Annotated in this window: 16 protein-coding genes and 5 pseudogenes; 19 read left to right on the top strand and 2 right to left on the bottom strand. The window is 58.1% G+C overall.

What is annotated here, in order from left to right:
• Positions 1-1,187 precede the first annotated feature (1,187 nt).
• From pimC to NLM27_RS26430, 4 genes are all read left to right on the top strand, one after another.
• Positions 1,188-2,375: a pimeloyl-CoA dehydrogenase large subunit gene (pimC, locus tag NLM27_RS26445; protein ID WP_254146086.1), complete on the top strand. Its 1,188-nt coding sequence runs from the start codon at positions 1,188-1,190 to the stop codon at positions 2,373-2,375.
• Positions 2,376-2,441: 66 nt separating this feature from the next.
• The gene (pimD, locus tag NLM27_RS26440) at positions 2,442-3,584 is read left to right on the top strand and encodes a pimeloyl-CoA dehydrogenase small subunit (RefSeq protein ID WP_254146085.1); all 1,143 of its coding nucleotides are present in this window, start codon (positions 2,442-2,444) and stop codon (positions 3,582-3,584) included.
• 1,179 nt (positions 3,585-4,763) lie between these two features.
• Complete coding sequence (locus NLM27_RS26435; protein WP_254148931.1) at positions 4,764-6,419, top strand: MFS transporter; 1,656 nt, start codon at positions 4,764-4,766, stop codon at positions 6,417-6,419.
• A 279-nt stretch (positions 6,420-6,698) separates the two neighbouring features.
• Positions 6,699-6,914, top strand: a complete 216-nt coding sequence (locus tag NLM27_RS26430) for a hypothetical protein (RefSeq protein WP_254146084.1) — start codon at positions 6,699-6,701, stop codon at positions 6,912-6,914.
• 55 nt (positions 6,915-6,969) lie between these two features.
• On the opposite strand, the pseudogene NLM27_RS26425 reads toward NLM27_RS26430, so the two are convergent.
• Together NLM27_RS26425 and NLM27_RS26420 are read right to left on the bottom strand one after the other, a co-directional pair.
• Positions 6,970-7,536, bottom strand: a pseudogene (locus tag NLM27_RS26425) (integrase core domain-containing protein); the annotation flags it as partial.
• A 400-nt stretch (positions 7,537-7,936) separates the two neighbouring features.
• The gene (locus NLM27_RS26420) at positions 7,937-8,413 is read right to left on the bottom strand and encodes an Lrp/AsnC family transcriptional regulator (RefSeq protein WP_254146083.1); all 477 of its coding nucleotides are present in this window, start codon (positions 8,411-8,413) and stop codon (positions 7,937-7,939) included.
• A 291-nt stretch (positions 8,414-8,704) separates the two neighbouring features.
• On the opposite strand from NLM27_RS26420, the gene NLM27_RS26415 reads away from it, so the two are divergent.
• The 15 genes and pseudogenes from NLM27_RS26415 to NLM27_RS26345 all read left to right on the top strand — a co-directional run bounded on the left by NLM27_RS26415 (position 8,705) and on the right by NLM27_RS26345 (position 23,250).
• Positions 8,705-10,084 carry an NAD-dependent succinate-semialdehyde dehydrogenase gene (locus NLM27_RS26415; protein ID WP_254146082.1) on the top strand — a complete coding sequence of 460 codons (1,380 nt, stop codon included), beginning with the start codon at positions 8,705-8,707 and terminating at the stop codon, positions 10,082-10,084.
• A gap of 10 nt (positions 10,085-10,094) precedes the next feature.
• Positions 10,095-11,489, top strand: a complete 1,395-nt coding sequence (locus tag NLM27_RS26410) for an aminotransferase (RefSeq protein ID WP_254146081.1) — start codon at positions 10,095-10,097, stop codon at positions 11,487-11,489.
• A 415-nt stretch (positions 11,490-11,904) separates the two neighbouring features.
• A complete protein-coding gene (locus NLM27_RS26405; RefSeq protein WP_254146080.1) occupies positions 11,905-12,696 on the top strand; it encodes a 3-hydroxybutyrate dehydrogenase in 792 nt (263 codons plus the stop codon).
• Positions 12,697-12,829: 133 nt separating this feature from the next.
• On the top strand, positions 12,830-14,152 hold the full coding sequence (gene fahA / locus NLM27_RS26400) for a fumarylacetoacetase (RefSeq protein ID WP_254148930.1): 1,323 nt from the start codon (positions 12,830-12,832) through the stop codon (positions 14,150-14,152).
• Between the two features lie 543 nt (positions 14,153-14,695).
• Positions 14,696-15,706 carry an LLM class flavin-dependent oxidoreductase gene (locus tag NLM27_RS26395; protein ID WP_254146079.1) on the top strand — a complete coding sequence of 337 codons (1,011 nt, stop codon included), beginning with the start codon at positions 14,696-14,698 and terminating at the stop codon, positions 15,704-15,706.
• A 65-nt stretch (positions 15,707-15,771) separates the two neighbouring features.
• On the top strand, positions 15,772-16,527 hold the full coding sequence (locus NLM27_RS26390; RefSeq protein ID WP_254146078.1) for an SDR family oxidoreductase: 756 nt from the start codon (positions 15,772-15,774) through the stop codon (positions 16,525-16,527).
• Between the two features lie 161 nt (positions 16,528-16,688).
• Complete coding sequence (locus tag NLM27_RS26385) at positions 16,689-17,825, top strand: DUF2817 domain-containing protein (RefSeq protein WP_254146077.1); 1,137 nt, start codon at positions 16,689-16,691, stop codon at positions 17,823-17,825.
• A 633-nt stretch (positions 17,826-18,458) separates the two neighbouring features.
• Positions 18,459-19,628 carry a Xaa-Pro peptidase family protein gene (locus NLM27_RS26380; protein WP_254146076.1) on the top strand — a complete coding sequence of 390 codons (1,170 nt, stop codon included), beginning with the start codon at positions 18,459-18,461 and terminating at the stop codon, positions 19,626-19,628.
• Positions 19,600-19,854: pseudogene (locus tag NLM27_RS43635) on the top strand (transposase); the annotation flags it as partial. The gene NLM27_RS26380 and the pseudogene NLM27_RS43635, both read left to right, overlap by 29 nt.
• Positions 19,855-20,004: 150 nt before the next feature.
• Positions 20,005-20,202, top strand: coding sequence for a hypothetical protein (locus tag NLM27_RS44135; protein WP_375142340.1), 198 nt, complete (start codon positions 20,005-20,007; stop codon positions 20,200-20,202).
• Entirely contained in the window at positions 20,187-20,456 is a 270-nt protein-coding gene (tnpB, locus tag NLM27_RS26370; RefSeq protein WP_375142277.1) for an IS66 family insertion sequence element accessory protein TnpB, read from the top strand. The genes NLM27_RS44135 and tnpB (NLM27_RS26370) overlap by 16 nt, the downstream gene beginning before the upstream one ends.
• Positions 20,457-20,501: 45 nt before the next feature.
• Positions 20,502-20,705, top strand: a pseudogene (locus tag NLM27_RS26365) (transposase); the annotation flags it as partial.
• Positions 20,706-20,764: 59 nt separating this feature from the next.
• Entirely contained in the window at positions 20,765-21,190 is a 426-nt protein-coding gene (locus NLM27_RS26360) for a transposase (RefSeq protein ID WP_254146075.1), read from the top strand.
• A pseudogene (tnpB, locus tag NLM27_RS44130) lies at positions 21,187-21,532 on the top strand (IS66 family insertion sequence element accessory protein TnpB). The gene NLM27_RS26360 and the pseudogene tnpB (NLM27_RS44130) overlap by 4 nt, the downstream one beginning before the upstream one ends.
• 71 nt (positions 21,533-21,603) lie before the next feature.
• A pseudogene (locus NLM27_RS26345) lies at positions 21,604-23,250 on the top strand (IS66 family transposase).
• Positions 23,251-23,879 lie beyond the last annotated feature (629 nt).

Genomic DNA, 23,879 nt, shown 5'->3' with positions numbered 1-23,879 from the left:
GTCCGAGCCGAGAAGCCGCTCCGGCAGGCGATTGTCACCGAGCCCTCGACACACTCGCGGCATCGTTCCCGTGGCTGACGCGCCCAGGTTGGGGATCGAGATCGATCGCAAATCTTAGCCCGATTTGCTAGGTGCTGATGCGTCTGCGCCGCGCGCGAGTATTGCTGATTGGCAGGCGCGAGGTTACTCTAGTCTCGCCATCCCAGCCCCACGCGAGCAAAGAGCGAGCGCTCCTTCTGCCGTCCTCGCTCACGTTCACAGTCTTGCTTGGTCTTGGATCAGCATTCGTCAAGCGGAAGCAATCAAGAGCTGTTGGGTTGGATGATAATGGGCCAGCCTTTTTGAAGGCCTTTCGTTGAACTAGCTCCCAAATCGACTGCGGCATCATCAAGAACGGGGCGCGCGACGTCAGCCGTTCTGAATTCGTCTCGCTGGAGAGCTGTGTACGAGCGCCGTAAGTCTGTCCTCATCTGAGGCTTCTAGAACCGTTCGATCTCAGGGCTACCGGGCTCCAACGAATGTTGGCTCCAGGATCTGCTCGCAATGAGCTGGGAGATAAGGCGAGCAAATAAATCCGCCACCCGCGCGACAATCGAGCAGCCGTCGACCTTCAATTGTCGTCCGAGTTGAGACAGCGAAGGAATGTCTGCTCCGTGAAAGCCCTGGTCGTTTACGTAGCCCAGCCGTTTTCGTACCGAATCAGAAATTCAAAGCGCTTGAGCGTGGCTGGCATGACTGTTGCTACAGAGCGGCTACAACGCTGTCAAAGAGGTGGCCGAATGCATCTTGGAGCGCGGGATGGACGATGCGCTCGCTCTAGGGAACCGGGGTGCCCATGTTCCGAAGGACTATCCTCGATCCCCAAGGATCCGAAGGCGCAGCGTGCGACCTTCGTTCGACGGAGAGAGTGCGGGAATAGCTGCGCAATCTTCGACGCTCGATGCAGAGCAAGATATCCATAGGGACAAATTACATTCATGCGGCAAAGTCTAACGAAAAGCCAAGCTCGGATAAGAGGCCCCATCATCCTACGGCTTCGCAGGAACCAGTAAGGGGAGATCGGCCCGCCACGCAAGAATACGCTTCGCGTTCAGTTCTACCTATCGTCGACGGGGCGCCCGATTAGCTATCGAAAGGTTTTCACCGTCCCCAGCCCGCCCCCCTTGATCCGGTTGCAGGAGAACCCGATGGATCTTGTATTCACCGACGAAGAACAAGCGTTCCGAGCGGAAGTGCGGCAGTTTCTGCGCGATAATGTATCTCCTCAAATGCGGCACAAGATGGTCGAAGGCCGCCATGTGTCGAAGGAGGAAATGGTCACTTGGTGGCGTCTCCTCAATAAGAAAGGGTGGAACGTTAGTGCCTGGCCGAAGGAACACGGTGGCACAGGCTGGAGCTCGGTCCAGCACTACATCTTCAGGGAGGAGCTGCAGATGTATCCGACGCCGACGCCCCTCGCCTTTGGCGTCGGCATGGTCGGCCCGGTCATATACACCTTCGGCAGCGAGGCGCAGAAGAAATACTACCTGCCGCGCATCGCAAACGTAGATGATTGGTGGTGCCAGGGCTTTTCGGAGCCCGGTGCCGGCTCTGATCTTGCCTCGCTCACGGCCAAGGCCGAACGCAGGGGCGACAAGTGGATCATCAATGGACAGAAGACCTGGACCACATACGCGCAGCACGCCAACATGATCTTCTGCCTCTGCCGCACCGATCCCAGCGTCAAGAAGCAGATGGGCATTTCCTTCATCGTTTTCCCCTTGGCTTCCAAGGGCGTGGCAGTGCGTCCGATACAGACAATTGACGGTGGCTATGAGATCAACGAGGTCTTCTTCGACGACGTAGAGGTGCCGTACGAAAACCTCGTTGGGGAGGAAAACAAGGGCTGGGACTACGCAAAGTTCTTGCTCGGCAACGAGCGCACCGGTATCGCACGGGTCGGTGTCTCCAAGGAGCGCATCCGGCACATCAAGGAGCTGGCCTCTCACTTCGAAAATGACGGTCGGCCTATGATCGAGAATCCCGCGTTTCGGGAGAAGCTCGCCATGTCCGAGATCGAGCTGAAGGCACTCGAGCTCACGCAACTGCGCATTGTCGGCGGCGAAGGAAAGCACGGCAAATGCAGGCCAAATCCTGCGTCTTCCATGCTTAAGATTAAGGGCTCACAAAGCCAGCAGACCGCAACGGAACTCTTGATGGAGATGATCGGGCCATTCGCTTCGCCCTATAATGAACATCCCGATTCCTCGCACGAAACGATGGACTGGACCGCGCAGATCGCACCGAGCTACTTCAACAGCCGCAAGGTCTCGATCTACGGCGGCTCCGACGAAATCCAGCGTAACATCATCGCCAAGGCGGTGCTGGGGCTCTAGTTCTTCTTCCACCCCGCAAATGGGGTACCGACAACTATCCAGATCCGTCTTCAGGAGAAACTGAGAATGGACTTCAATTTATCCGAGGAGCAGCGGCTCCTCAAGGAAAGCATCGATAGGCTCTTGACCGACGTCTACGATTTCGAGCAGCGCAACAGATATTCGAAGGAGAAGGGCGGCTGGAGCAGATTGATCTGGAGCCGCTTTGCTGAGCAGGGTCTGCTCGGACTTCCCTTTGTCGAAGCCGATGGCGGGTTTGGTGGCGGCGGTGTGGAGACCATGATTGTGATGGAAGCGTTCGGCCGAGCGCTTGTGGTCGAGCCCTATCTCGCCACGGTTGTGATCGGCGGCGGATTCCTGCGCCGTGGAGGTTCGAGCGCGCAGAAGGCAGCTTATCTGCCTGGAATCATCGACGGCAGCAAGACCTTTGGATTCGCGCAACTTGAAAAGAACTCTCGCTATGATCTGAGGGTCTTGACGACCTTCGCCAAGAAAAGCCGAGATGGATGGGTCATTGACGGCGAAAAATGTGTTGTGCTCAATGGCGAGAACGCCGACACGTTGATCGTCACCGTACGCATCAAAGGCGCTCAACGCGACAGAGACGGTATCGCGGTGCTTCTGGTGCCTGCCGGCGCGAAAGGTATCTCCAAAAGGAGCTACCCGACTCAAGATGGTCTGCATGCCGCCGACATCAGCTTCACAAGGGTCGAGGTGGGTACCGCAGCGGCAATTGGCGATCCCGAGAACGGGTTGCCGTTGATCGAGCGGGTGGTCGACGACGCCCGCACCGCCCTTTGCGCGGAAGCCGTCGGCTTAATGGACGAATCGCTAAAGACAACAGTCGATTATATGAAGACGCGAAAGCAGTTCGGGGTTCCAATCTGCTCGTTTCAGAGTCTGCAGCACCGCGCCGCCGACATGCTTGTGGCGCTAGAGCAGGCGCGCTCAATGTCGATTTACGCCACCATGGCCTCGGATATCGACAATGCTTCCGAGCGTGCAACAGCAGTCGCCGCCGCTAAAGTGCAGATCGGGAGGAGCGGAAAATTCATCGGTCAGCAGTCGATCCAGCTTCACGGCGGGATTGGCATGACCATGGCGGCTAAGATCGGCCATTATTTTAAGCGGCTTACCATGATCGAGAGTACGTTTGGGGATGCCGACTATCACCTTCGTCGGGTGAGCGTGACGGGTGTGTTGTTGTGATTTGTGGCGCTTGGGAAAATAGGTGTTCAAGTTTGAATCGTTCTTGCTGGAGGTCCAGCATTTGCAGATGCAGTCGTGAAGTGTGAGACACCACCAGTGTTTTTAGCCGCCGAGCGTAGTTGTTCGCGTTGATCGGCAAGATGTGCTTCGAGCGATCGTGTTTGTCGTAATGATGACCCCGGACAGTTGCTTCTCTGACCGTGCGTTCATGCGTTTTGCCTCGGCCATTGGTCCAAGGATGCCTGACTGGTCAAGCCAATGCTCGTTTCGCGCCTGCACCTATCGAACACATATGTCAAGGTATCTTGCCGTCGGGCCGTCTGCGTCGCTGGCTGGTAAGTGACCTGAATACCGTTCTCGGTTGGAAGCGTGTGTAACTTTTAGAGACAGCCACGGCCAGCATTTCCAGGAAGGCCGAGACGAAGGTCGTTCCCATTTTTCTGACCCGTCGGCCGGTTGCCCGAACGCGAAATTGCTTGCGCGATCGATGGCGACGTAGAGGTGGAGCTTGCCCTCAGCGGTTTTGGAGTTGAGCGATGTCGATGTGACGCGTTGGACTCGCTCCAGCGGGCCCGAGGCGAAAGGCCATGAGTTAGCGCGTTAGCAATGCGCAAAATCGTTATCTCTGCACGTGGAGCGCGCCGGAGGACACGGAAGATTGGCTGCATAGCTCTCGCTCGCCTAGCCGACGAGAGAGCTCGTGGCGCAAAATCGTATCAATCACCGCAATAAGATGGCTGAGCCGGCTTGCCTCGTGGGCCGGAGGACAAGCCATCACCCTGGGGAGGTTTAACTTTGTGAAAGAGAGGTACGCGCAGGAAATCCTCAGCAGCAGGAAAAATCTAGCGGAATGCTGAACAGCATTTCGGCTATAAGAGAATTGAACCTCTTATCCAGTCGCTGGCTGGCGCTGGCATCACTTGACGGTGCTGCGATTCAATGTGATCGGCTTTTGCGCGTAAAGATGAACTTGGCGAGTAGCAAAGACAATTGGATGTTCAAGAGGCACGCACCGAGGTTTGGTGCAATGTCGAACGCGACCATGCCGCGGAGAGGCAACGCAAGGTCTACATTGCGCTGCTCTTCGCCAGTCGAAGCCGCGATGGGAGAGGTGCATCGAACTCCATCGCCCGTACGCAAGCCGATCGGACGGCTGAAGGGAAGGCAGGCTCGGAGAAAATGAAGTGGGTAAGGCGCGCCGACGCTGACGCCATATCGTCAACTACGTTCACGCCGCTTGGAAACCGCACGTTTCGTGCGATCTGGGTTGCCACACAGGTTTCCAACTTCGGCTCTCTCATGCAGACTGTTGCCATCAGTTGGCTGATGGCTACAATATCGACCTCCGATCTGATGGTTGCACTGGTTCAGGCGTCATCGACCCTCCCATCATTCGTCCTGTCGATCTTCGCTGGGGCCCTCGTCGACAATTTCGACCGGCGCAGAGTAATGCTTGCCGCGCAGGGTGCGATGGCCGTGGCATCTGCGATGCTCACCGCGCTTATAGCGCTCGGCTGTGTCGACCCCTGGATTATTCTCGGCTTTAGCTTTCTTATCGGATGCGGCGGCGCTTTTAACAATCCCGCTTGGCAGGCATCGCTCGGCGATATTGTAGAAAGACGTGATCTTCCGGCTGCGGTCACTCTGCTCTCCGTTGGATTCAACACTACCCGGAGTGTGGGGCCGGCGATGGGCGGTGTTATCGTTGCTTTTTTTGGTCCCCTAACTGCCTTCGTGCTGAACACATTGAGTTATCTCGCGCCAGTCGCAGCCATATGGGGCTGCAAATGGGAGGCTCGTTCCTCATCTCTGCCACCCGAGTCGATGGGAACGGCGATCTATGACGGTGTGCGCTTTACCGCGATGTCTTCGGAAATCAAGGCAGCCATTGCACGTGGAACCCTCTTTGGTTTGTCGAGCGTCTCGATAGTCGCGTTGCTTCCATTGGTTGCTCGCGACCAGTTAGCGCAAGGACCGATCGGATATGGAGTTCTCATGGCCGGTTTCGGATGCGGCGCCTTCTTGGCCGGCATATTCAATGGCCTCATCAGACGAATACTAACTCAAGAGTGGCTGATAACCCTCGCATGCGCTGCCTGCGCAGCATGCTCCATATCCTTGGCTCTGGCTCCAACGCTCGCGGTAGCGGCGGCCGCCCTCGCTCTGGGCGGCGTGGGTTGGGTCGTCGCCTGGTCCGGGCTTGGCGTCAGTGTCCAATTGGCAAGCCCTCGATGGATCGTTGGTCGCACACTTTCTATATATAATGCATTGACCTTCGGCGGGATCGCGGCCGGCAGCTGGATTTGGGGCGCGGTGGCCCAAGATTATTCTCTTACTTGGGCGCTGCAGAGCTCTGGCGGAGCCCTTTTGCTGGTCGCAGCCAGCGGGTTTCTTTTTCCCGTTCGTGAATCTCGAGAGTGGGATCTCGATCCTTTGGAGAGCTTCGACGCGCCGGCAGTCGCCCTTGATCTGAAGCCGAGAAGCGGCCCCATCGTTATAAAGATAGAATACTCGATCCCGGAGAAGAATGTCGAAGCGTTCCTGATGCTTATGCGAGAACGGCGTCGTGTTCAGAGCCGCGTCGGAGCTCGGCATTGGACGCTCCTGCGCAACCTTCAAGCCCCCTTGCAATGGACAGAGACATTCCGAACGCCGACCTGGACGGAATACCTTCGTCTGAACCATCGCCTCACGACAGCGGACAGGGAGCTGGATCGACGTGTCCTCAAATTGCACTCTGGAGAGCTTTCACCTCAGCTAATACTTTCGATCGAGCGGCCGACAGGCCCAACTCGCAAGCCCGATCAAATGACGCCCTTTGTCTCCCATCGTTGATATCGCTCAGCAGCGCGGGTTGCACCGGGTCAATGATGCATTCCGTTAGACCGAGCCATTGGACCGCTCGGTTAGCTGCAGCATATCATTTCGCGCCTCGATATGTGCAAGGAGTGGCGCGATTAATGGAGGGAGACTGCGCAGTCTTAAGCTCAGGCGTCGACTTGCGGCGCAAAAGGTACTTGACGCTATGGTCCGGCCGAGGTGGAAAGCTTGGCTTAACGTGCCGACGCGACGGCCCGAGCTGGCCCGCTCGAATGTGGCTGGGGTCGCTATGTTTTGGTTGAAACCAACGCTGGGGCCGGGATTGGCGCGAGTGACGAAAATTATCGGAAGGCTGGTGCAGTGATCGGGGGCTCTGCTCGTGACGTCCTCGCATCTTGCGACAGGGGCGTAACAGTCGAGCAGCCGGAGCCTTCCAATTGGGTTCAGCTCCGAGACAACCAAATCCTCTTCACTTACCTGCAACTTTGCGCTCGCCCCAGCGTAGGCTAAGGGACTGATGAAGTCCGGCTGCACCACAGTTGCCTACTGACCTTGCCCCCAAGTTTTATCCAGTCCTGAGTTCGCCCTGGCGTGTGGATTTGCCGGGTTGGGCGGTGGTAGCGACGGGAGCTGGCGCGGAGCCCTCGAGATACGCAGCGCCAGATCCCGTCGCGGGTGGCATTTGCTGGCGAACTCGGAGGGCGTCTTCCATCCGAGCTGCGAGTGTGGTCGTTCATCGTTGTAATCGGCCCGCCAACATCCGAGCGCGATGCGGGCCTAGGCCAGCGACGTGAACATCGTCTCATTCAACAGTTCATCCCGCAGCCAGCCTGAAGCTCTCGATGAAGGCGTTCTGAATGGGCTTACCCGGGGCGATGTAGTGCCATGCGACGCGGCTCTGATCGGCCCAGGTCAGGATGGCGTTGCTGGCGAGCTCGCTGCCGTTGTCGCTGACCACCATTTTCGGCTTGCTGCGCTCAATCAGTAGCCGGCGCAGTTCCCGCGCCACCCGGGTGCCGGAGAGCGAGATGTCAGCCACCAGCGCCAGACACTCGCGGGTGCAGTCGTCGACCACGGTCAGGATGCGGAAGCGGCGGCCATCGGTGAGCTGGTCCGATACGAAGTCGCTCCAGGATGAGCAAGCGTGCCGCTCGAGCCGCGGCGAAACCCGCCCTCGTCTATGACAGTTTCGGAGCGCTCGCCCCGGGAAAGCTGTGCGATCTGCCGGACGGCGGGCTCGGCTTCGTGCAATGCGATGCCTATGACGGCTATGATCGGCCATCGAAGGGATGCTTCGAAACTTCGCACCCGACGACGCGCGCTGACCAAACTGCCGCTTGGTTGGCTCTCGCTAATGAGGGATCTCCGGCCATCCTTAAGAATCCTCATCTGCGCGCTGGCCTTAACGTCTATCGAACCATTGAAGTATCGAGGCGTAGCCGAGAGCCTCGGACGGCCGTTCTCACCGATTCAAGCTGTCGCGCAAGCGGCGATCTCGATAGTCACGCTGGGCAAGTGAAAACGCGCCAGCGTCAATCGTCAGATGGGGAGTCTATGGGAATAGCGAAGCCAGCCTTCACCCTGTCCATTATAACCATTGTCTTAAATCCCTTAATGTCCGAGTTCTCATAAAAGAACCGTCGGGTGAAATGCTCATAGTCTTCCATGCTGCGAGCCGTAACGTACAAGACGAAGTCTGCGTCGCCGGTGACGTAGAAGCCATTGACAACTTCAGCTGACGATTTGATGGCCTTCTTAAACTTGTCAATAATATCGGACCGCTCTCTCTCCAAAGTAACCAGCACGAGCATTTGGACTGGTCGTCCTACCGCCCTCGGCGAAACGATCGAGACATCGGCTTCGATGATGCCCTCCGAACGGAGCCTCTTCAAGCGCCGTTGACACGCGGTAGCGGAAAGTCCGGCCAGCTCGCCAATCGATTCCGATGTTAGTCGGTTGTTCTTTTGCACGATCTCGAGAATGCGGGCGTCTATTCGATCGTAGTGCATAATCAGCTCTGGCCCCCTTGGTGGTTTTTGCCGCGGAATCACTGAGCTATGCAGGAAATCGTCCCGTCCGCGGCAAAAGCGATGCAAATCAGCTCCGACGCAAAGGTATCCTGATTGTATGGGCAATTTCAACAAATGACCGCGCGGGACTCTCAAGTGAACTTTGTAGCTGATGGATCCAGAACTTCCAATTCTATTGGGTTGGCGAGACGGCATCTGCAGGGTTTGCGCCGCCAAGATTTCATCGCTGGGGCTGCGTTCCTGAACGGCCGCTGGATAGCGGGTAAGTCGATGGACGATGTCGTGGATCCCGCTACCGGGGAAGTGATCGCGGAAGTTGCTCATTGCGATACCGCAGATATGAATCTGGCGATCGCAGCCGCTGAGCGATCTTTTTCCTCTTGGCGAGAATTGCTGCCGAGGAGACGTGGGGCGATCCTGAGGTCTTGGGCATCATTGATGCTTGATCATTCGGAGGAGCTCGCCATTTTGGTGACGAGCGAGCAGGGCAAGCCGATCGACGAGGCGCGGTACGAGATCGCTTACGGCGCAGGATTTCTCGAGTGGTTCGCCGCGGAAGGTGAACGCGCGTACGGAGAGACGATTCCTAGCCACAAACCCGGAAGCTTGCTTCAGGTAAGGATGCACCCCATCGGGGTTGCGGCCGCGATCACTCCATGGAACTTTCCCGTGGCCATGATCACCCGCAAGGCGGGAGCTGCCCTTGCGGCAGGTTGTCCAGTCATCGTAAAGCCGGCTCCCGAGACGCCGCTCTCCGCTCTTGCCTTGGCTAGGTTGGCCGAGGAGGCCGGGATTCCGCGGGGGGTGTTTCAGGTGCTTATCGGTGATCCGGTAGAGCTTTCGTTGCCTCTGTTGCGAGATACGCGAATTCGGGCGGTCTCGTTCACGGGCAGCACCCAGGTTGGGCGTATGCTTCTAGAGGGAGCCGCCCAGACCGTAAAGAAAATCTCCCTCGAGCTGGGGGGGCATGCCCCCTTCATCGTGTTCGACGACGTCGAGATCGACAGGGTTGTCAAAGGGGCGATCGCCGCAAAGTTTGCAACCTCTGGACAGGATTGTCTCGCTGCTAACCGCATCTACGTGCAGAGGCGTGTCTACCACGCCTTTGTCGAGGCGTTTGCCGAGGCGATGGCGAGGTTGAAGGTTGGGCATGGCCTGGAGCCAGCAACGCAAATCGGGCCAATGACGAAAGCGTCGGTGGCCGACAAGTGCCGAACTCATATCGATGATGCGGTGGCCAAGGGCGCGCGGGCTATTTCAAGGTCCCAAGATCCTGGTTTGAGTCCGAGCTTCGTTGTTCCAACTCTGCTTACAGACGTCACCGACGACATGCTCATTGCCGCGGAGGAAACATTTGGGCCGGTAGCTGCCGTGCTGCCATTCGACTCTGAAGCAGAGGTCGTCACCCGAGCTAATGCCACTGAAATGGGCCTCGCTGGGTACGTCTACACCGACAACCTGCGGCGAGCCCTTCGGCTTTCTGAGCAGCTCGAATACGGCATGCTTGGCGTCAATACTGCTTCATTCACCGGTCCTCCGATTCCGTTCGGGGGATGGAAGCAATCCGGCCTCGGTCGCGAGGGCTCGCGGCACGGCATGGAGGACTACATGGAACTGAAATACGTCTGCTTCGGCGATTTGACGGCTTAGGAGAACGGATATGCTTGATATCAAGGCCATCGCCGAACGAGATCGGTCGAGTGTGCTGCATCCTTTCACGCAGCTCAAAGAATACGCCACCGGCGCAATCGGCGATCCCACGATCGTCGCTGGAGGCAAGGGCATTCGCATCGAAGATGCGCAGGGGCGGAGCTACATCGATGGCTTTGCGGGCCTGTATTGCGTCAACATCGGCTACGGCCGCGCTGAAGTAGCTGAAGCCATTGCACGACAGGCCTACCAGCTGGCTTACTACCACACATATGCGGCTCACACGACTGAAGAGCTGGCTACGTTGTCGGATCGACTCGTGCGCATGGCACCTGGCAAGCCAAGCAAAGTATTTTTTGGACTGTCCGGATCGGACGCCAACGAGACGCAAGCAAAGCTCGTTTGGTACTACAACAACCTGCGTGGTCAGCCCCAGAAGAAGAAGATTATCTCGCGTGAGCGAGGCTATCACGGCTGTTCGGTGATCTCTGGTTCGATGACCGGCATGTCGTTCTATCATGACCACATGGATCTGCCCTTTCCAGGCATTTTGCGCACAGGTGTGCCGCACTACTATTGGGGCGCGGAGACCGGCGAGACCGAAGAGGCGTTCTCGCGCAGGCGTGCAGCCGAGCTCGAGGAGTTGATCCTGCGTGAGGGGCCCGAAACGATTGGTGCCTTCATCGCGGAGCCTGTGCTTGGCACTGGCGGGATTACACCGCCTCCTGCGGGCTATTGGCAAGAAATTCAAGCGGTGCTTCGGCGCCATGATATTCTTCTGATCGCAGACGAGGTGATTTGCGGGTTTGGCCGTACCGGTGCTGATTTCGGAAGCGCTCTCTATGAAATCGAACCGGATTTGGTGACGGTCGCCAAAGGTCTGACATCCGGCTACATGCCCCTCTCGGGAGCGATAGTTGGTGATAAAGTTTACACCGTTTTGGAAGAGGCCGCCCATCGGGTTGGGCCATTCTCGCACGGGTATACTTATTCGGGCCATCCGATATCGGCCGCTGCTGCCAATGCAGTGCTCGATATCGTCGAGAAGGAGCGGCTAGCTGAGCGCGCCAAGGTAGTCGGTTCGCACTTCCAAAAACGACTCAACCAGCGGTTTGCGCAGTTGGAGATCGTTGGAGAAGTGCGCGGCGTCGGCCTGCTTGGCGCTGTCGAGTTTGTCGCGGATCGCCAAACAAAGCGTCGATTTGATCCGCAGCTCAAGGTAGGGGCTCGGATTTCGAAGGCCGCTCGGGATCGGGGGCTTATCGTGCGAGCAATGCCACATGGAGACATCCTCGGTTTCGCTCCGCCTTTGATTGTCTCAGAAGCCGATATCGACGAGCTCGTTGAGCTGGCTTACCAAGCGACCAAGCAAGTGATGGACGAGCTCGCGAAGCCGAAAACTTGATTTGATTCCGCTTCGATGCATGAATGTTATTCCGTGATCGCTTTGGGAGTTGAAGTCCGCATTTGTGCCGGCAATCGGACGAAATACCCTAAACGTATACTTCCGAGTTGGAAGCTGATGCCGTTGCGTGAGTTCGCCGGCGCTCTGCTGCGCTTCGTAGGACAAAATGAAGGAGCGGGGCGAGCGAGCGCGGACGAATAAGGTCCTTCGTCCCTTCAGCGAACACACAAACGAACCCGTGCGCCAGACTCAAATTGACTCCTCTCGCGCTTGGCGGCTTTGCGAACGCAGGGGCGAAGCTCCAAGACATCCTGCATCTGGGCCGGTTTTAACTCGGTCACCGGCAGTGCACCCCATATTCAACTGAATGGCGACTGACTGAGGCAGTCGCGATCACTGCTAACCAGAGGAAAAAATGCGTCCCTCGAATCTCAAAGGTCGGATTGCCCTCATTACTGGATCGACCAGCGGTATTGGTCTCGCTATTGCGCAGCGACTTATGGAAGATGGTGCTGCCATTTGCCTGCACGGATTGGCGGATACGGCGCAAATCGATGCCGCTATCTCGCTCACGTCTTCGCCGGACGGTGTTCGATCTCGGCACTTTGGCGGTGATCTTACAGAGCCAGGCGCGGCAGAGAGGCTCATTGACGACGTCGAGCGTTTCATCGGTCCCGTCGATATCCTCGTTAATAGCGCAGGAATTCAACATGTCTCTCCGATAATGGAGTTCTCTCTCGATCGCTGGAATGCCGTGCTTGGGGTCAACCTCACGGCTGCATTTTTGACGATCCAGCGGGCGCTTCCCAAAATGCTCGCGCGCAATTGGGGGCGTATCATCAATATTGCTTCTATCAGTGGTTATATCGGCGTGCCGAACAAGGCCGCATATGCGGCGAGCAAGCACGGACTCCTCGGTTTGACCAAGGTGGTAGCGTCCGAAACGGCCCGGACCGGCGTGACGTGTAATGCAATCTGCCCGGGCTGGGTTTTGACGCCTCTAGTGGAGCGACAGATCGACGCGCGAGCGCGCCAGGAAGGTGCCGATCCAGAAAGCATCAAGGCGGTGTTCCTGTCGTCAGTCCCGTCGGGCCAGTTCGTTAGTCCAGAGCAGGTTGCGGGACTGGCCTCGTTTCTTTGTTCCCCAGATGCTAGCGAGGTTCGTGGAGTCGGATGGAGCATGGATGGCGGCCGGCTCGCACGATAGTCGTCCGGCGATAGATCCACGGGGTCTGCTGTCTCGGCGAGGCCGCTTTGGCAGCATCGATGCTTTCACGTTGGGGCGATCGTCGAAGACCGCCCCGCATCACATTCACAATTGAAGAGCGGCGGTGACTATGATGCCCCGATTGGACGAAACCCACGATCGCAATCGACTGAGCTGGGTGCCATCTGCGAATGGGCATCCCGAGTTTCCGATTCAAAATCTTCCGCTGGGCATTTTTTCTCCGCCAGGAAGCTCGGAGCGACGTGGTGGAATCGCAATTGGCGAGATGATTCTTGATCTTGCCGCGGCAATCGAAATGAACTGTTTTTCAGCGGAGGCGCGGAAGGCGGCGGAAGCAGCCTCAGGCGCTCTCAATCACTTCTTTTCTCTTGGTGCGGCCGCGCGGCAGGCCCTGCGGATCCGGGTTTCGGAGTTGCTCGACGAAAAAGGGACGGCTAGGCGCCGGCTTGAAGGCGTCGGCGAGCGCTTGCTACACCGTGCGGCGGACTGCACACTGCATCTCCCCGCGCAAATTGGGGACTACACCGACTTTTATGCGGGCATTCACCACGCCACGAACGTTGGGAAACTCTTTAGGCCGGACAATCCGCTCCTTGCGAATTACATGCATGTGCCGGTCGGCTATCATGGACGCTCCTCCTCTGTCGTCCCGTCTGGTACTCCAGTGCGACGCCCGGCAGGGCAATTGAAGAGGGCAGAGAGTTCAAATCCGAGCTTCGGCAGGAGCCAGCGGCTTGATTACGAACTTGAACTTGGGATCTGGATCGGACCGGGCACGACCATCGGTGAGCCAATCCCTATCGGCCAGGCCGCCGATCACGTCGCGGGATTTTGTTTACTTAACGACTGGTCCGCCCGCGATATCCAGAGTTGGGAATATCAGCCGCTCGGCCCCTTTTTGTCGAAGAATTTCAGTACCACGATCTCGCCATGGGTAATTACCCCTGAAGCACTCGCCCCATTCCGCATCAGCCAATATCAGCGATTGGAAGGGGAACCGCAGCCGCTACCCTATCTTTGGGACGAACGAGATCAAAATGAAGGAGCCTTCGACATTGCTTTCGAGGTGCTGCTAATGAGCCCCGGGCTCCGGGAAAGAGGCTTACCGCCTCATTGCGTTGGTGTCACCAACGCACGCTACTTGTATTGGACGATTGCACAGCTTGTCACCCATCACAGCTCCAACGGGTGCAATCTTCGCTCGGGAGACCTCCTGGGCTCGGGTACGATTTCGGGGCCTGAGCCAACCGGCCTAGGCAGCTTGCTTGAGTCAACAACCGGCGGAAGTCGTCGGATTCGGCTGGAGTCCGGTGAGGAGCGTGGATTTCTCGAAGATGGGGATGAGGTGATTCTGCGCGCCTACACCCGTGCAACGGAACATCACGTTCAAATCGGATTTGGCCAATGTCGGGGAAGGATCACCTCAGATGGATAGTGATGCATCGCTGAGACTATTGGCGTCACACGGCTAGGCTAGGATCCGGTCGTCCTTCTCCGAATCCCATGCGCCAGAAGCGTTGCAGTGAACAGTTCCGAGTTTTGAAGCCATCGCGGAAATCCGGCACTTTGAGCCAAATATCGGTGAATTTATGCGCTTCATCTGGATACGGTTTCATGTGAGCCGCTTTTAGATATGTGGCGGAGTTACCGACGGGTTTAAATGAGACAAAGAAATGGCCATTCGGCCAGACACGCGTGCCAAAATGTGCCCGGCTAGCCCAATGAGCCAGATCAAATACTATCGAGTATCGTGGCCGGCCAGAGCGACCGGTTCGGCTGTGCCCTTTAGGCCATCTTGAGTGCGCGACATACTGGGTTTGGACTTCTGTTTACGATAGCCGGTGGTCTAGCGGAGATGCCTTCATTTGCTGGGTTAATACTTCAGCGATGAGCTTGAGGCGGAGCGTGGCAAAATAACTGCTGGAGCTTAGTGCCAGCCCTGCCACTGTTGTGTTCGGAAAACTGCAAGGGAAGCGCGATGAAGATAAGCAATTTCAGCCTGTTCACGGTGCCTTGGGGGCGACGTCCGCCGAAACCGGCCGACATGGTCGCTGTTGCGAAGCACGCCGAGGACCTTGGCTTCTATTCCCTCACGATGGCTCACACTCCGCTGTTGCCGCCAGTCGAGACGCGCGCCCAAGGTAGCCCGATTTGGTCACATCTTCCAAAACAATTCGCGCACTTCGAATTTGACGCCTTGGTGCTCTTGCCGATGGTTTGCGAAGCGACCTCTCGCATCAAAGTCGGATTGAACCATGCGCCGCTCTGGTTGTTTCATCCTTTTGTGTGGGCCAAGTATTTGGCAAGTCTCGACGCTGCGACCGATGGCAGATTGATCGCCGCGTTTAGTGTTGGACGCGCGGACAATGCAGACAATCTTGGAATCGATCGCTCAAAGCGTAGTGCTATGTCTGACGAGGCGCTGGATATCATCATCAAGCTGTGGACAATGGATGAGCCACTCACGTGGACTGGCGAGCATTACCGCGGGACTGAATTAGTGGTAGAACCAAAGCCGGTTCAAAAACCATATCCAGAGCTTTGGTGGGCCGGATGGAATGATGAGAGTGTTGAGCAGGCGGCGCTGCGGGCCGCTCGGTACGGCCGTTTCCTTGAGGACGCCGTGTGGCCGCTTCCGGGAAATGCTGCTGACGCCATCAAGACGCAGTTCGTTCCCGCAGTAAAGTCGGCAAACCAGAAGCTGCAGCGGAAATCAGAACTGTGCATGATGGCCTACGCAAACGTTTTCGACCGTGACCTGCAGGGAGAGGAGTTGTCCCGACGTTACTGGGACTGGCCCCAATCTGTTCTCGATACCGTCGTGGCCGGATCGCCGGAACGATGTGCGCAGGTAATCAATAATCTGCAATCCGCCGGAGTGTCGCACATCGTGCTCGATTTTCAGCGTCACGGCTTCGATCACATCAGAGAACTTCATGCTCAAATGGAGCTCTTCATCACAAAGGTGTTGCCCTTGATTGCGGATTGACTGCCGACGGGACAGCCGAGCGAAAAAGCTTCAGTAGCACCAGTGATTGGCGAGGAAAAGACGCCGTGAACCTTCAACTTCAAGGAAAAAGGGCTCTTGTTACAGCCGCGAGCAGCGGGCTTGGTCGAGCTTGCGCCGAGGCGCTGGTTCGAGAGGGGGTCGAGGTGTTCATTTGCGCGCGAGATGCGTCACGTTTGGCAGCGGCGGCCAAGGAGATAGGTGCGGCTGGCTATCGTCGTGCGGACATCTTGCAAGCTTCCGACGTTGAGGAGCTTGTGGCGGGCGCCACAGACTCCCTAGGAGGACTCGACATTCTGGTCACCAATGTGGGGCACCCCAACCGAGGGCGCTTCAGTGAGCTCTCTGAAGCCCACTGGGAGCAGTCTCATCAATCGATTCTCATGAGCGTGACGAAGCTGATTCGCCTGTCATGGCCTTCGCTGGCCCGTTCGCCCGCAGGCCGCATCGTCAACATTACGGCGATGACGGCAAGCGAGGTGATATCCGGTCGGGTTCTCTCGGGAACGTACCGTGCGGCGATGACGTCGCTCGCAAAGTACCTAGCGGACGAGGCTGCCGAATTCCAGGCAACCGTAAACAACATTGCTCCCGGCCGCATCCTCACGAGAGGTGAGTCGAGCCCGTCACGCGATTGGGCCGCCGAAACCATCAAAGCCGCAGCCGACTCGGTTCCCTTGCGCCGGCTCGGCGATCCCGCTGAAGTTGGAGCGCTCTGCGCTTTTCTCTGCTCGACGCAAGCAGGGTACATCACGGGACAAACGATTTTGGTGGATGGTGGTCTAAGCCGAGCGATTGGCTAGCTTGTGAGAGGGGTCCTCTGCTCTCGAGCAAATGAAAACGACACGCCTCTGCGAGCTGGTGAGGTGCCATGGAGGGCCGACCAAAGGAGCATAAACCAGGATTGCTCTCAAACGCTGCCAAATGTGATGAATGACTAAGTCGTGAAAGGGATGGAAAATCGATGAATGATGCGCTCATTGAAACTGCCGATCGGCTTTTCGCAGCAGACTATTTCGAAGCTCGCCAGAAATTTCGGGATTATGTTGGCGATTCTCCAGTGGGTCGCACGGCAGTATATCCATCATCAGCTCTGGGACCCGATGGAAAAACTCTGTCGACCGACGTCGCTTGGTTTGGCCCCCCAGACGCCACGAAAGTCGGTGTAATGGTTTCGGGCACGCACGGGGTCGAAGGGTATTGTGGATCGGCTTCCCAGCTCGATTGGGTCGCTGGACGTGGACATGAGCGACTGAAAATCGATGAAGCGATGCTGCTGATCCACGGCCTTAATCCATATGGATTCGCGTGGAACCGGCGCGTTACGCAAGAGGGCTGTGATCTCAATCGAAATTTTGTGAATTTCGAGGCACCGCTACCTCAGAACGAGGCGTACGATCTCCTTGCCGACTCTCTTGTGCCACGTGAACTCGAAGGTCCTGTTTTCGATGCTGCCGAAGCGACAATAGCGAAATTCCGTACGGCCCACGGGGAGACGGCTTTGCGGAACGCTCGGACGAGCGGGCAGTATCGACATCCAACTGGGCTCTTCTTCGGCGGATTTGGACCGACCGAGGCTCGACAAACCCTTGAGCGAATCGTAGCCGACTACAGCATCGTGTCGCGCCGATTTGTCCTAATCGTCGATTATCACACGGGTCTCGGACCCTACGGCTATGGAGAGTTGCAGTGTGAGCAGCCATCGGGCCTGGCAGGGTATCGACGCGCGGCCAAAATCTTTGGTCCTTCTGTCACATCGCCGGATCTTGGTACTTCGTCGGCTGTTGTCTTGAATGGGACGCAGGATGACTATTGGCAGCGACTTCTGGGTGATCGCCACATTTACGTCTGTTTGGAATTTGGTACGTATTCCCTGGAGTCGGCTAGAGAGGCATTGCGTGCCGACCAATGGCTATTCGCCCATCGACAATCGGAGATCGCAACGGATACTGGCCGCGAAATTCGTCGGCTGATGAAGCGGCATTTTTATCCGGAACGAGCTGATTGGAAGGAGATGGTACTATATCGTGGTCGCCAGGTTCAGCGGCAGATAAGTGCAGGACTACGCAAATGCGATGGCTCGTTGCGGTCAGTTTCGTAGCAGTTCGTCCACTTGTCCCTCGTCGACTCGCTTGTTTCATCTTGCTTCCGCGGCAGAATCACGGAAGAGTACGATGGCGCCGGCTATCCCCGATAGGACCGTATGCGCCGAGCGCCGATTCCTGGGGTGTGACTTGCGCCGTAAGGTGATGCCGATCACGGTCGCCGTTGATCCTATGCGTTAATTGTTGGCCTCGCATAACGCCGCAGCATGCAAACGAGCAAGGTCGGTCGATGCAATCGGACTTGGCGCAAACAGACGGCCAGCCATTGGGCGATGCCAACGGGCTCCAAATCGACCGTATCTCACCAGCCGCAGAATGAACTGTTGTCTCCCATGGAGGGCCGCCGGCGAAGCAGGTGAGTCGGACGCGTTGTACTTCTTTTGCGATGAAATTCAACGAATCTTGGGCGTGTGGCGCTCAAGATGAGTGTCGCTGCCGCGAATCTCGCTACAATTCAATCCGAGGGCTATCCTATAGTGATGAGTAGGCGCGCTGGATCCCGTAAGTCTCCCAGTGCGAAAACGACCTTGAGGCTTGGAGCTAACTTCCACCTGGCGGCATCACTTGTCGATGGCTACCAGTGAGCCAATTCGGATCTTCAACGAACATGACACAACGGGACTGAGAAGATGACGATTAGCAGAGGACCCCAGGCCTTCCCAAGAACAGAGTACCTGCGCAGGCTTGCCGCAGTGAAACTGGAAATGGGGCATCGCGGCATAGATGCACTTGTCGTGAACAACCCTCGGAACATTACATATCTCACCGGTTACACAGCAAGGTCAGCCTATGTCCCGCAAGCCTTGTTGGTGTCGATGCACAAAGAGGAGCCGACGTTTGTTCTCCGCCTTATGGATGCCCCGGCTGCGATCCATCAGACTTGGTTGGACCGCGGAAACGTCATCGGATATCCGGAAGGCCTAATAGGCAATTCTGAAATGGATGGCTTCGACGCTGTGATCGATTCGATCTGTGAACTTGGTCTGGCAGATCGCGGCCTGGGGCTCGAATTCGGCGACCTTTCGATGCGAACGGCGGAGAAGTTCAAATCTCGATTGCCGAAAGCGAGCCTCGTCGATTTCACCAATGCTGTCGCTTGGATCAGGACCGTTAAGTCAGATTTCGAAATATCGATCATGCGAGAGGCTGCGGCCATCGCTGATGCGGGAATCATACGTGCGGCAGAGGTGATCGCACCTGGAATGCGCGAAGCTGATGTGATGGCGGAAATTACTGCGACATTGGCGCGCGGTGCCAACGGCAAACCCGGGACGGATATTGCCAATGTTTTCTTCTGCTCCTCTCCACGAATCGGTACTTGCCATATTCGCTGGAGCGATGACATCATTCGCCCCGACTCGCAGATTAATCTCGAGCTCGGCGGCGTCCGCCATGGCTACGTCGCCGCAATCATGCGTACCTTCTCACTTGGCGCGCCCTCGGATCGCCTGCGACGCCTGCATGAAGCGGAGCTTGCCGGTCTAGAAGTTGCGCTGGGCACAGTCCGACCAGGAGCAACCTGCGGCGACGTTGCCAAGGCGTTCAACCGCACCATTGAAAGGCACGGGTTCACGAAGGAGTCCCGGTGCGGGTATGCTATTGGGATCGATTGGACGGAGCCAACTGCGAGCCTCAGGGAGGGAGACATGACAGAGCTGAAGCCGAACATGACGTTCCATCTGATGCTAGGCAACTGGATTGACGAGGATTTCGGCTACGTGGTTAGCGAGACATTCCGCGTTACGAGCTCCGGCGCAGAAGTATTGACCAGTGCGCCACGAAAGCTCTTTGAACTCTAGCCGAGAAGCGGCAAGGACGATCGTAAGCGGTGTCCCACGGTCACCTTTCCGAAGAAGTCCTGACCTGCGAGTCTGGCGGCTCTCTAAGCCGCATGGGCTTGAGGTGTTTACCAGAGCGGGTCGTCGGCGAACGTGGAGCGACGAGAACAAGGCACGCATCGTCGCAGAGATCGTAGCGAGCGGAGAGACTGTCTCTGCCGTAGCTCGGCGTCACGGATTTTCGCCGCAGCAGCTATTTGGCTGGCGCCGGGAATTGCAAGCGTCCCAGCCAACTCTTCCGCAGGCTGAAGAGCTGCAGTTCGTTCCGGCAGTCCTAGACGCGGCACCGTCTTCTTCGTCCGTCCGCCGTCAACGCAAAATGCCGCTGGGTGCGGGAATGATCGAGGTCGAGATCGACGGCGTGACGGTTCGAGTTGGCCGCGGTGCGGACGCAAAGATCGTCGGCGGTGCTGCGAGCATTGAAAGCTGGCACGTGATCGGCCCAACGGTCGCGGTTCGCGTGATGGTGGCGACTAAACCAACCGACTTCCGCAAGGGAGAGCGGGCCTGGAAGCGCTGGTGCGCGAGACCATGACGGCGGATCCGTTCTCGGGCGCGGTTTACGTGTTCCGAGCCAAGCGTGCGGACCGGATCAAGCTGATCGTCTGGGACGGCACGGGCCTGTGCCTGTTCGCAAAACGGCTGGAAGACGGCATCTTCCGCTGGCCGAGGATCGGGGATGACGTGATGCGTTCGTCGGCTGCGCAATTGTCCGCGTTGCTCGAATGGCTGCACTGGCGGCGCGTTCATGAAGCGCGAGAGACGGTAACGCCGATGCAGCCTGGCTGACGATTGATTGCTGCGACGAAGTGAATCACGTGCTGCGAGGGGGGGCAGGCCCCGGCCCTAGCGTGCCTGATTGAGGGCGGCATGCGACCGAGGCCACCATCGCCCAGGTTCTGGTGTCCAAATATGCCGACCATCTTCCGCTGTATCGCCAAGCCCAAATTTACGCCCGGAAAAAAATGTTCTGGATCGACGCCGGCGGACTGGGTGGGCCACGCCGCCTGGCATCCGCGTCCGCTACACGAACTGCTTCGTATCGCTTCGGCGAAGGCCGCCTTGCAGAGCGAGATGGATGGTGAAGACATCGGCGTATGACTGACCATATGCCTATGTCGAAGTTTTCCCGACTTGAAGTCGTCTCGACGGGCGCTCGACGCCGTTGGACATTGGAAGAAAAGCAGCGAATCGTCACCGAGAGCTATGGTGGGCCACGTCTGGTGTCGGTGACGGCACGACGTAACGCGCTGTCGACAAGCCAATTGTTCACGTGGCGCCGGTTGGCGCGCGACGGCAAGTTAAGCGGGGATGCCAGGCCGGCACTTGTTCCGGTTGAGATCACGCCTGTGGCGGCTCCGATCTCGATCGACGCGCCACGATCGGCGTCTTCACCGCCTGCGCAGCGTGCAAGGACTGGAATCATCGAGATCGAGCTTGGCGGCGGCTGCCGCGTTCGCGTTGACCGTGACGTGGACGTTGAGGCGCTGCAGCGAGTTCTTGAGCTGCTGCGGCGACGATGATCCCGATTCCGAGTGGCGTCAGGGTTTGGATCGCCACTGGCCACACCGACATGCGTCGCGGCATGCAAAGCCTGGCGCTTACGGTTCAGGAGAGCTTGAAGCGCGATCCCCATGCCGGCGATCTCTACATCTTCCGCGGCCGTCGTGGCGATCTGGTGAAGTCTTTGGCATGACGGATTGGGCATGTCGCTCTACGCTAAGCGCCTTGATCGCGGGAAGTTCATCTGGCCTGCGGCGTCTTCCGGCGCCGTATCGATCTCAGCGGCGCAGATGGCCTATATGCTCGAGGGCATCGACTGGCGGAAACCGCAATTGAGCTGGCGACCGCAGAGCGCAGGCTGAGCGAAGAAATCTGCGGTTGCCGCCATTTTTGGGGAGTCCCAACGCATCCAATCTGTGATTCACTGTGTCGCATGGATGCCGACCGCGACGCTGCTCCGGATGACGTTGCCGCGCTGAAAGAGGCGCTCGCGGTCGAGCGCGCGAGGGGTTTGGAGATCGCCGCCGAGCTCGCGGTCGCCCGCGCGAAAGCGTCGGAAGACGAAGCGCTGATCGCACCGCAGCAGTTGCAGATCGCCAAGCTGAAGCATCAGATCTATGGGCAACGGTCGGAACGACGGCGCGGCTGATCGAGCAGTTGACGCTGACGTTCGAAGAGCTGGAAGCCGACGCCACCGAGGACGAGCTTGCGGCGGAACAAGCCGTGGCCAAGACGACGACGGTGCGCAAGTTTACCCGCAAGCGCGCTGAGCGCCAGACCTTCCCTGAGCACCTTCCCCAGGAGCGGGTGGTGATCGGCGGGCCTACGGCTTGTGAATGCTGCGGCGGCAATCGCCTTCGCAAGCTCAGCGAGGACGTGACGCGCACGTTGGAAGTGGTGCCGCGCCAGTGGAAGGTGATCGAGACGGTCCGGGAGAAGTTCTCCTGCCGCGATTGCGAGAATATCAGCCAGCCGCCGGCGCCATTCCATGCCATCGCACGGGGATGGGCCGGCCCGAGCCTCCTGGCCATGATCATGTTCGAGAAGTTCGGCCAGCATCAGCCCTTGAACCGCCAGGCCGAGCGCTACGCCTGGAAGGGGTGCCGATCGCGCTGTCGACCATGGCCGATGCCGTGGGGGCGGTCTGTGCGTCGCTGGATCACCTGCTGCGCCTGGTGGAAGCCCATGTCATGGCAGCCGAGCGCCTTCATGCTGACGATACGACGGTGCCGGTGCTGGCCAAGGGCAAGACCGACACGGGACGGTGCTGGATCTACGTTCGGGACGACCGGCCGTTTGGGGGCGCGGGTCCGCCAGCAGCGACGTTCTACTCCTCACGCGACCGCAAGGGCGAGCATCCCCAGGGGCATCTGGCCCGGTATGCCGGCATCCTGCAGGCCGACGCCTATGACGGGTACAACCAGCTCTATCTGGCGGGGCGCCAACCCGGACCGATCCGAGAAGCTGCCGCTGGTCGCATGGAAGGCGCCCGTTCCTCGCCATGGCCGACATCGAAGAGAATGCGCGGCGCAAGGCTGCGGGCAAAAAGGAAATTCCGCTCTCTCCGATCGCGATCGAGGTCGTGCGGCGGATCGATGCGCTATTCGAGATCGAGCGCTCGATCAACGGCAAGAGCGCCGAGGAGCGCCTTCAGGTGCGGCAGACGCTGAGCCGGCCCTTGATCGAAGACCTGCAGGTCTACATGCGCGAACAACTCGCCAAACTGTCTCGTGGTCACGACCTGGCCAAGGCGTTCAACTACACCCTCAAGCGTTGGGCGAGCTTTCACGCTGTTCTTGGAGGACGGGCGAGTTTGCCTCTCGAACAATGCCGCCGAACGGGGCTTGCGAGGCATCGCTCTTGGACGGAAGTCCTGGCTGTTCTGTGGTTCTGATCGCGGCGGCCGGCGCGCCGCAGCCATGTCCAGCCTAATCGTCACGGCCAAAATGAACGGCGTCGATCCACAAGCTGGCTGGCCGATGTTCTTGCCCGCATCGCCGCTCACCCAGCTCATCGACTGGACGAACTTCTGCCTTGGAATTGGACGCCGGCATCAGCGACTGCTGCGCAAGCGGCGTGATCTGCGAGCTGACGACGCTCCTGCGCGACGACTAACCTGTCTGTGGCCTACGCCGGATGCTTACACTGCTTCTCACGAGACTAAAGGAGCTACTCCGACTGTTTGCGGCCGAGACAACAGCTGCGTGCTCGATCTGGCCGGGGCCGCACCAAGACCGGTCCGCTATAAGCGCGATCTGGCGCGCGATGTTGGCGCCAGTCGCGCCCTCGGGATGCGCGCCCCATCAGCACGTCCTCGCTATCCGCGGATCAATGCCAGCGCGCTCAACAGCGTGCTTGACTACGTGACCCCAAGAGTAGCGCTGTGCGTCAAGTTGAAGGACCCTTCCCGACTCTTGGTCAGTGGCGTGCGAGCCGTGGAAATGATGAGGCATTAGTCATGTGAAAACCTTTCTTCGGTGTGTAAGGAAGCTGACGTCGAGACTTGAAAGACTCTAATGGTACATCGGCTCCCGCGAGAAGCGGTATGTTGACGTTCTCAAACCAGCACGTTAGTCTCAAAACGAGGCTTGTTCCGCTGATACGCGTTGACGACGGTTGATACGCGTTGACGACGGTGAGTCCGGATTAGTTGCCTCGTCGTGTACGGACTTATTCGTATTTCTATCCCATTCGAGTAGTCGACCTGCA

This window comes from Bradyrhizobium sp. CCGB12 (assembly GCF_024199845.1).
Taxonomy (GTDB): domain Bacteria; phylum Pseudomonadota; class Alphaproteobacteria; order Rhizobiales; family Xanthobacteraceae; genus Bradyrhizobium.
The sequence above is the reverse complement of the archived record's forward strand: the minus strand, read 5'-3'. Positions and strand labels throughout refer to the sequence as shown.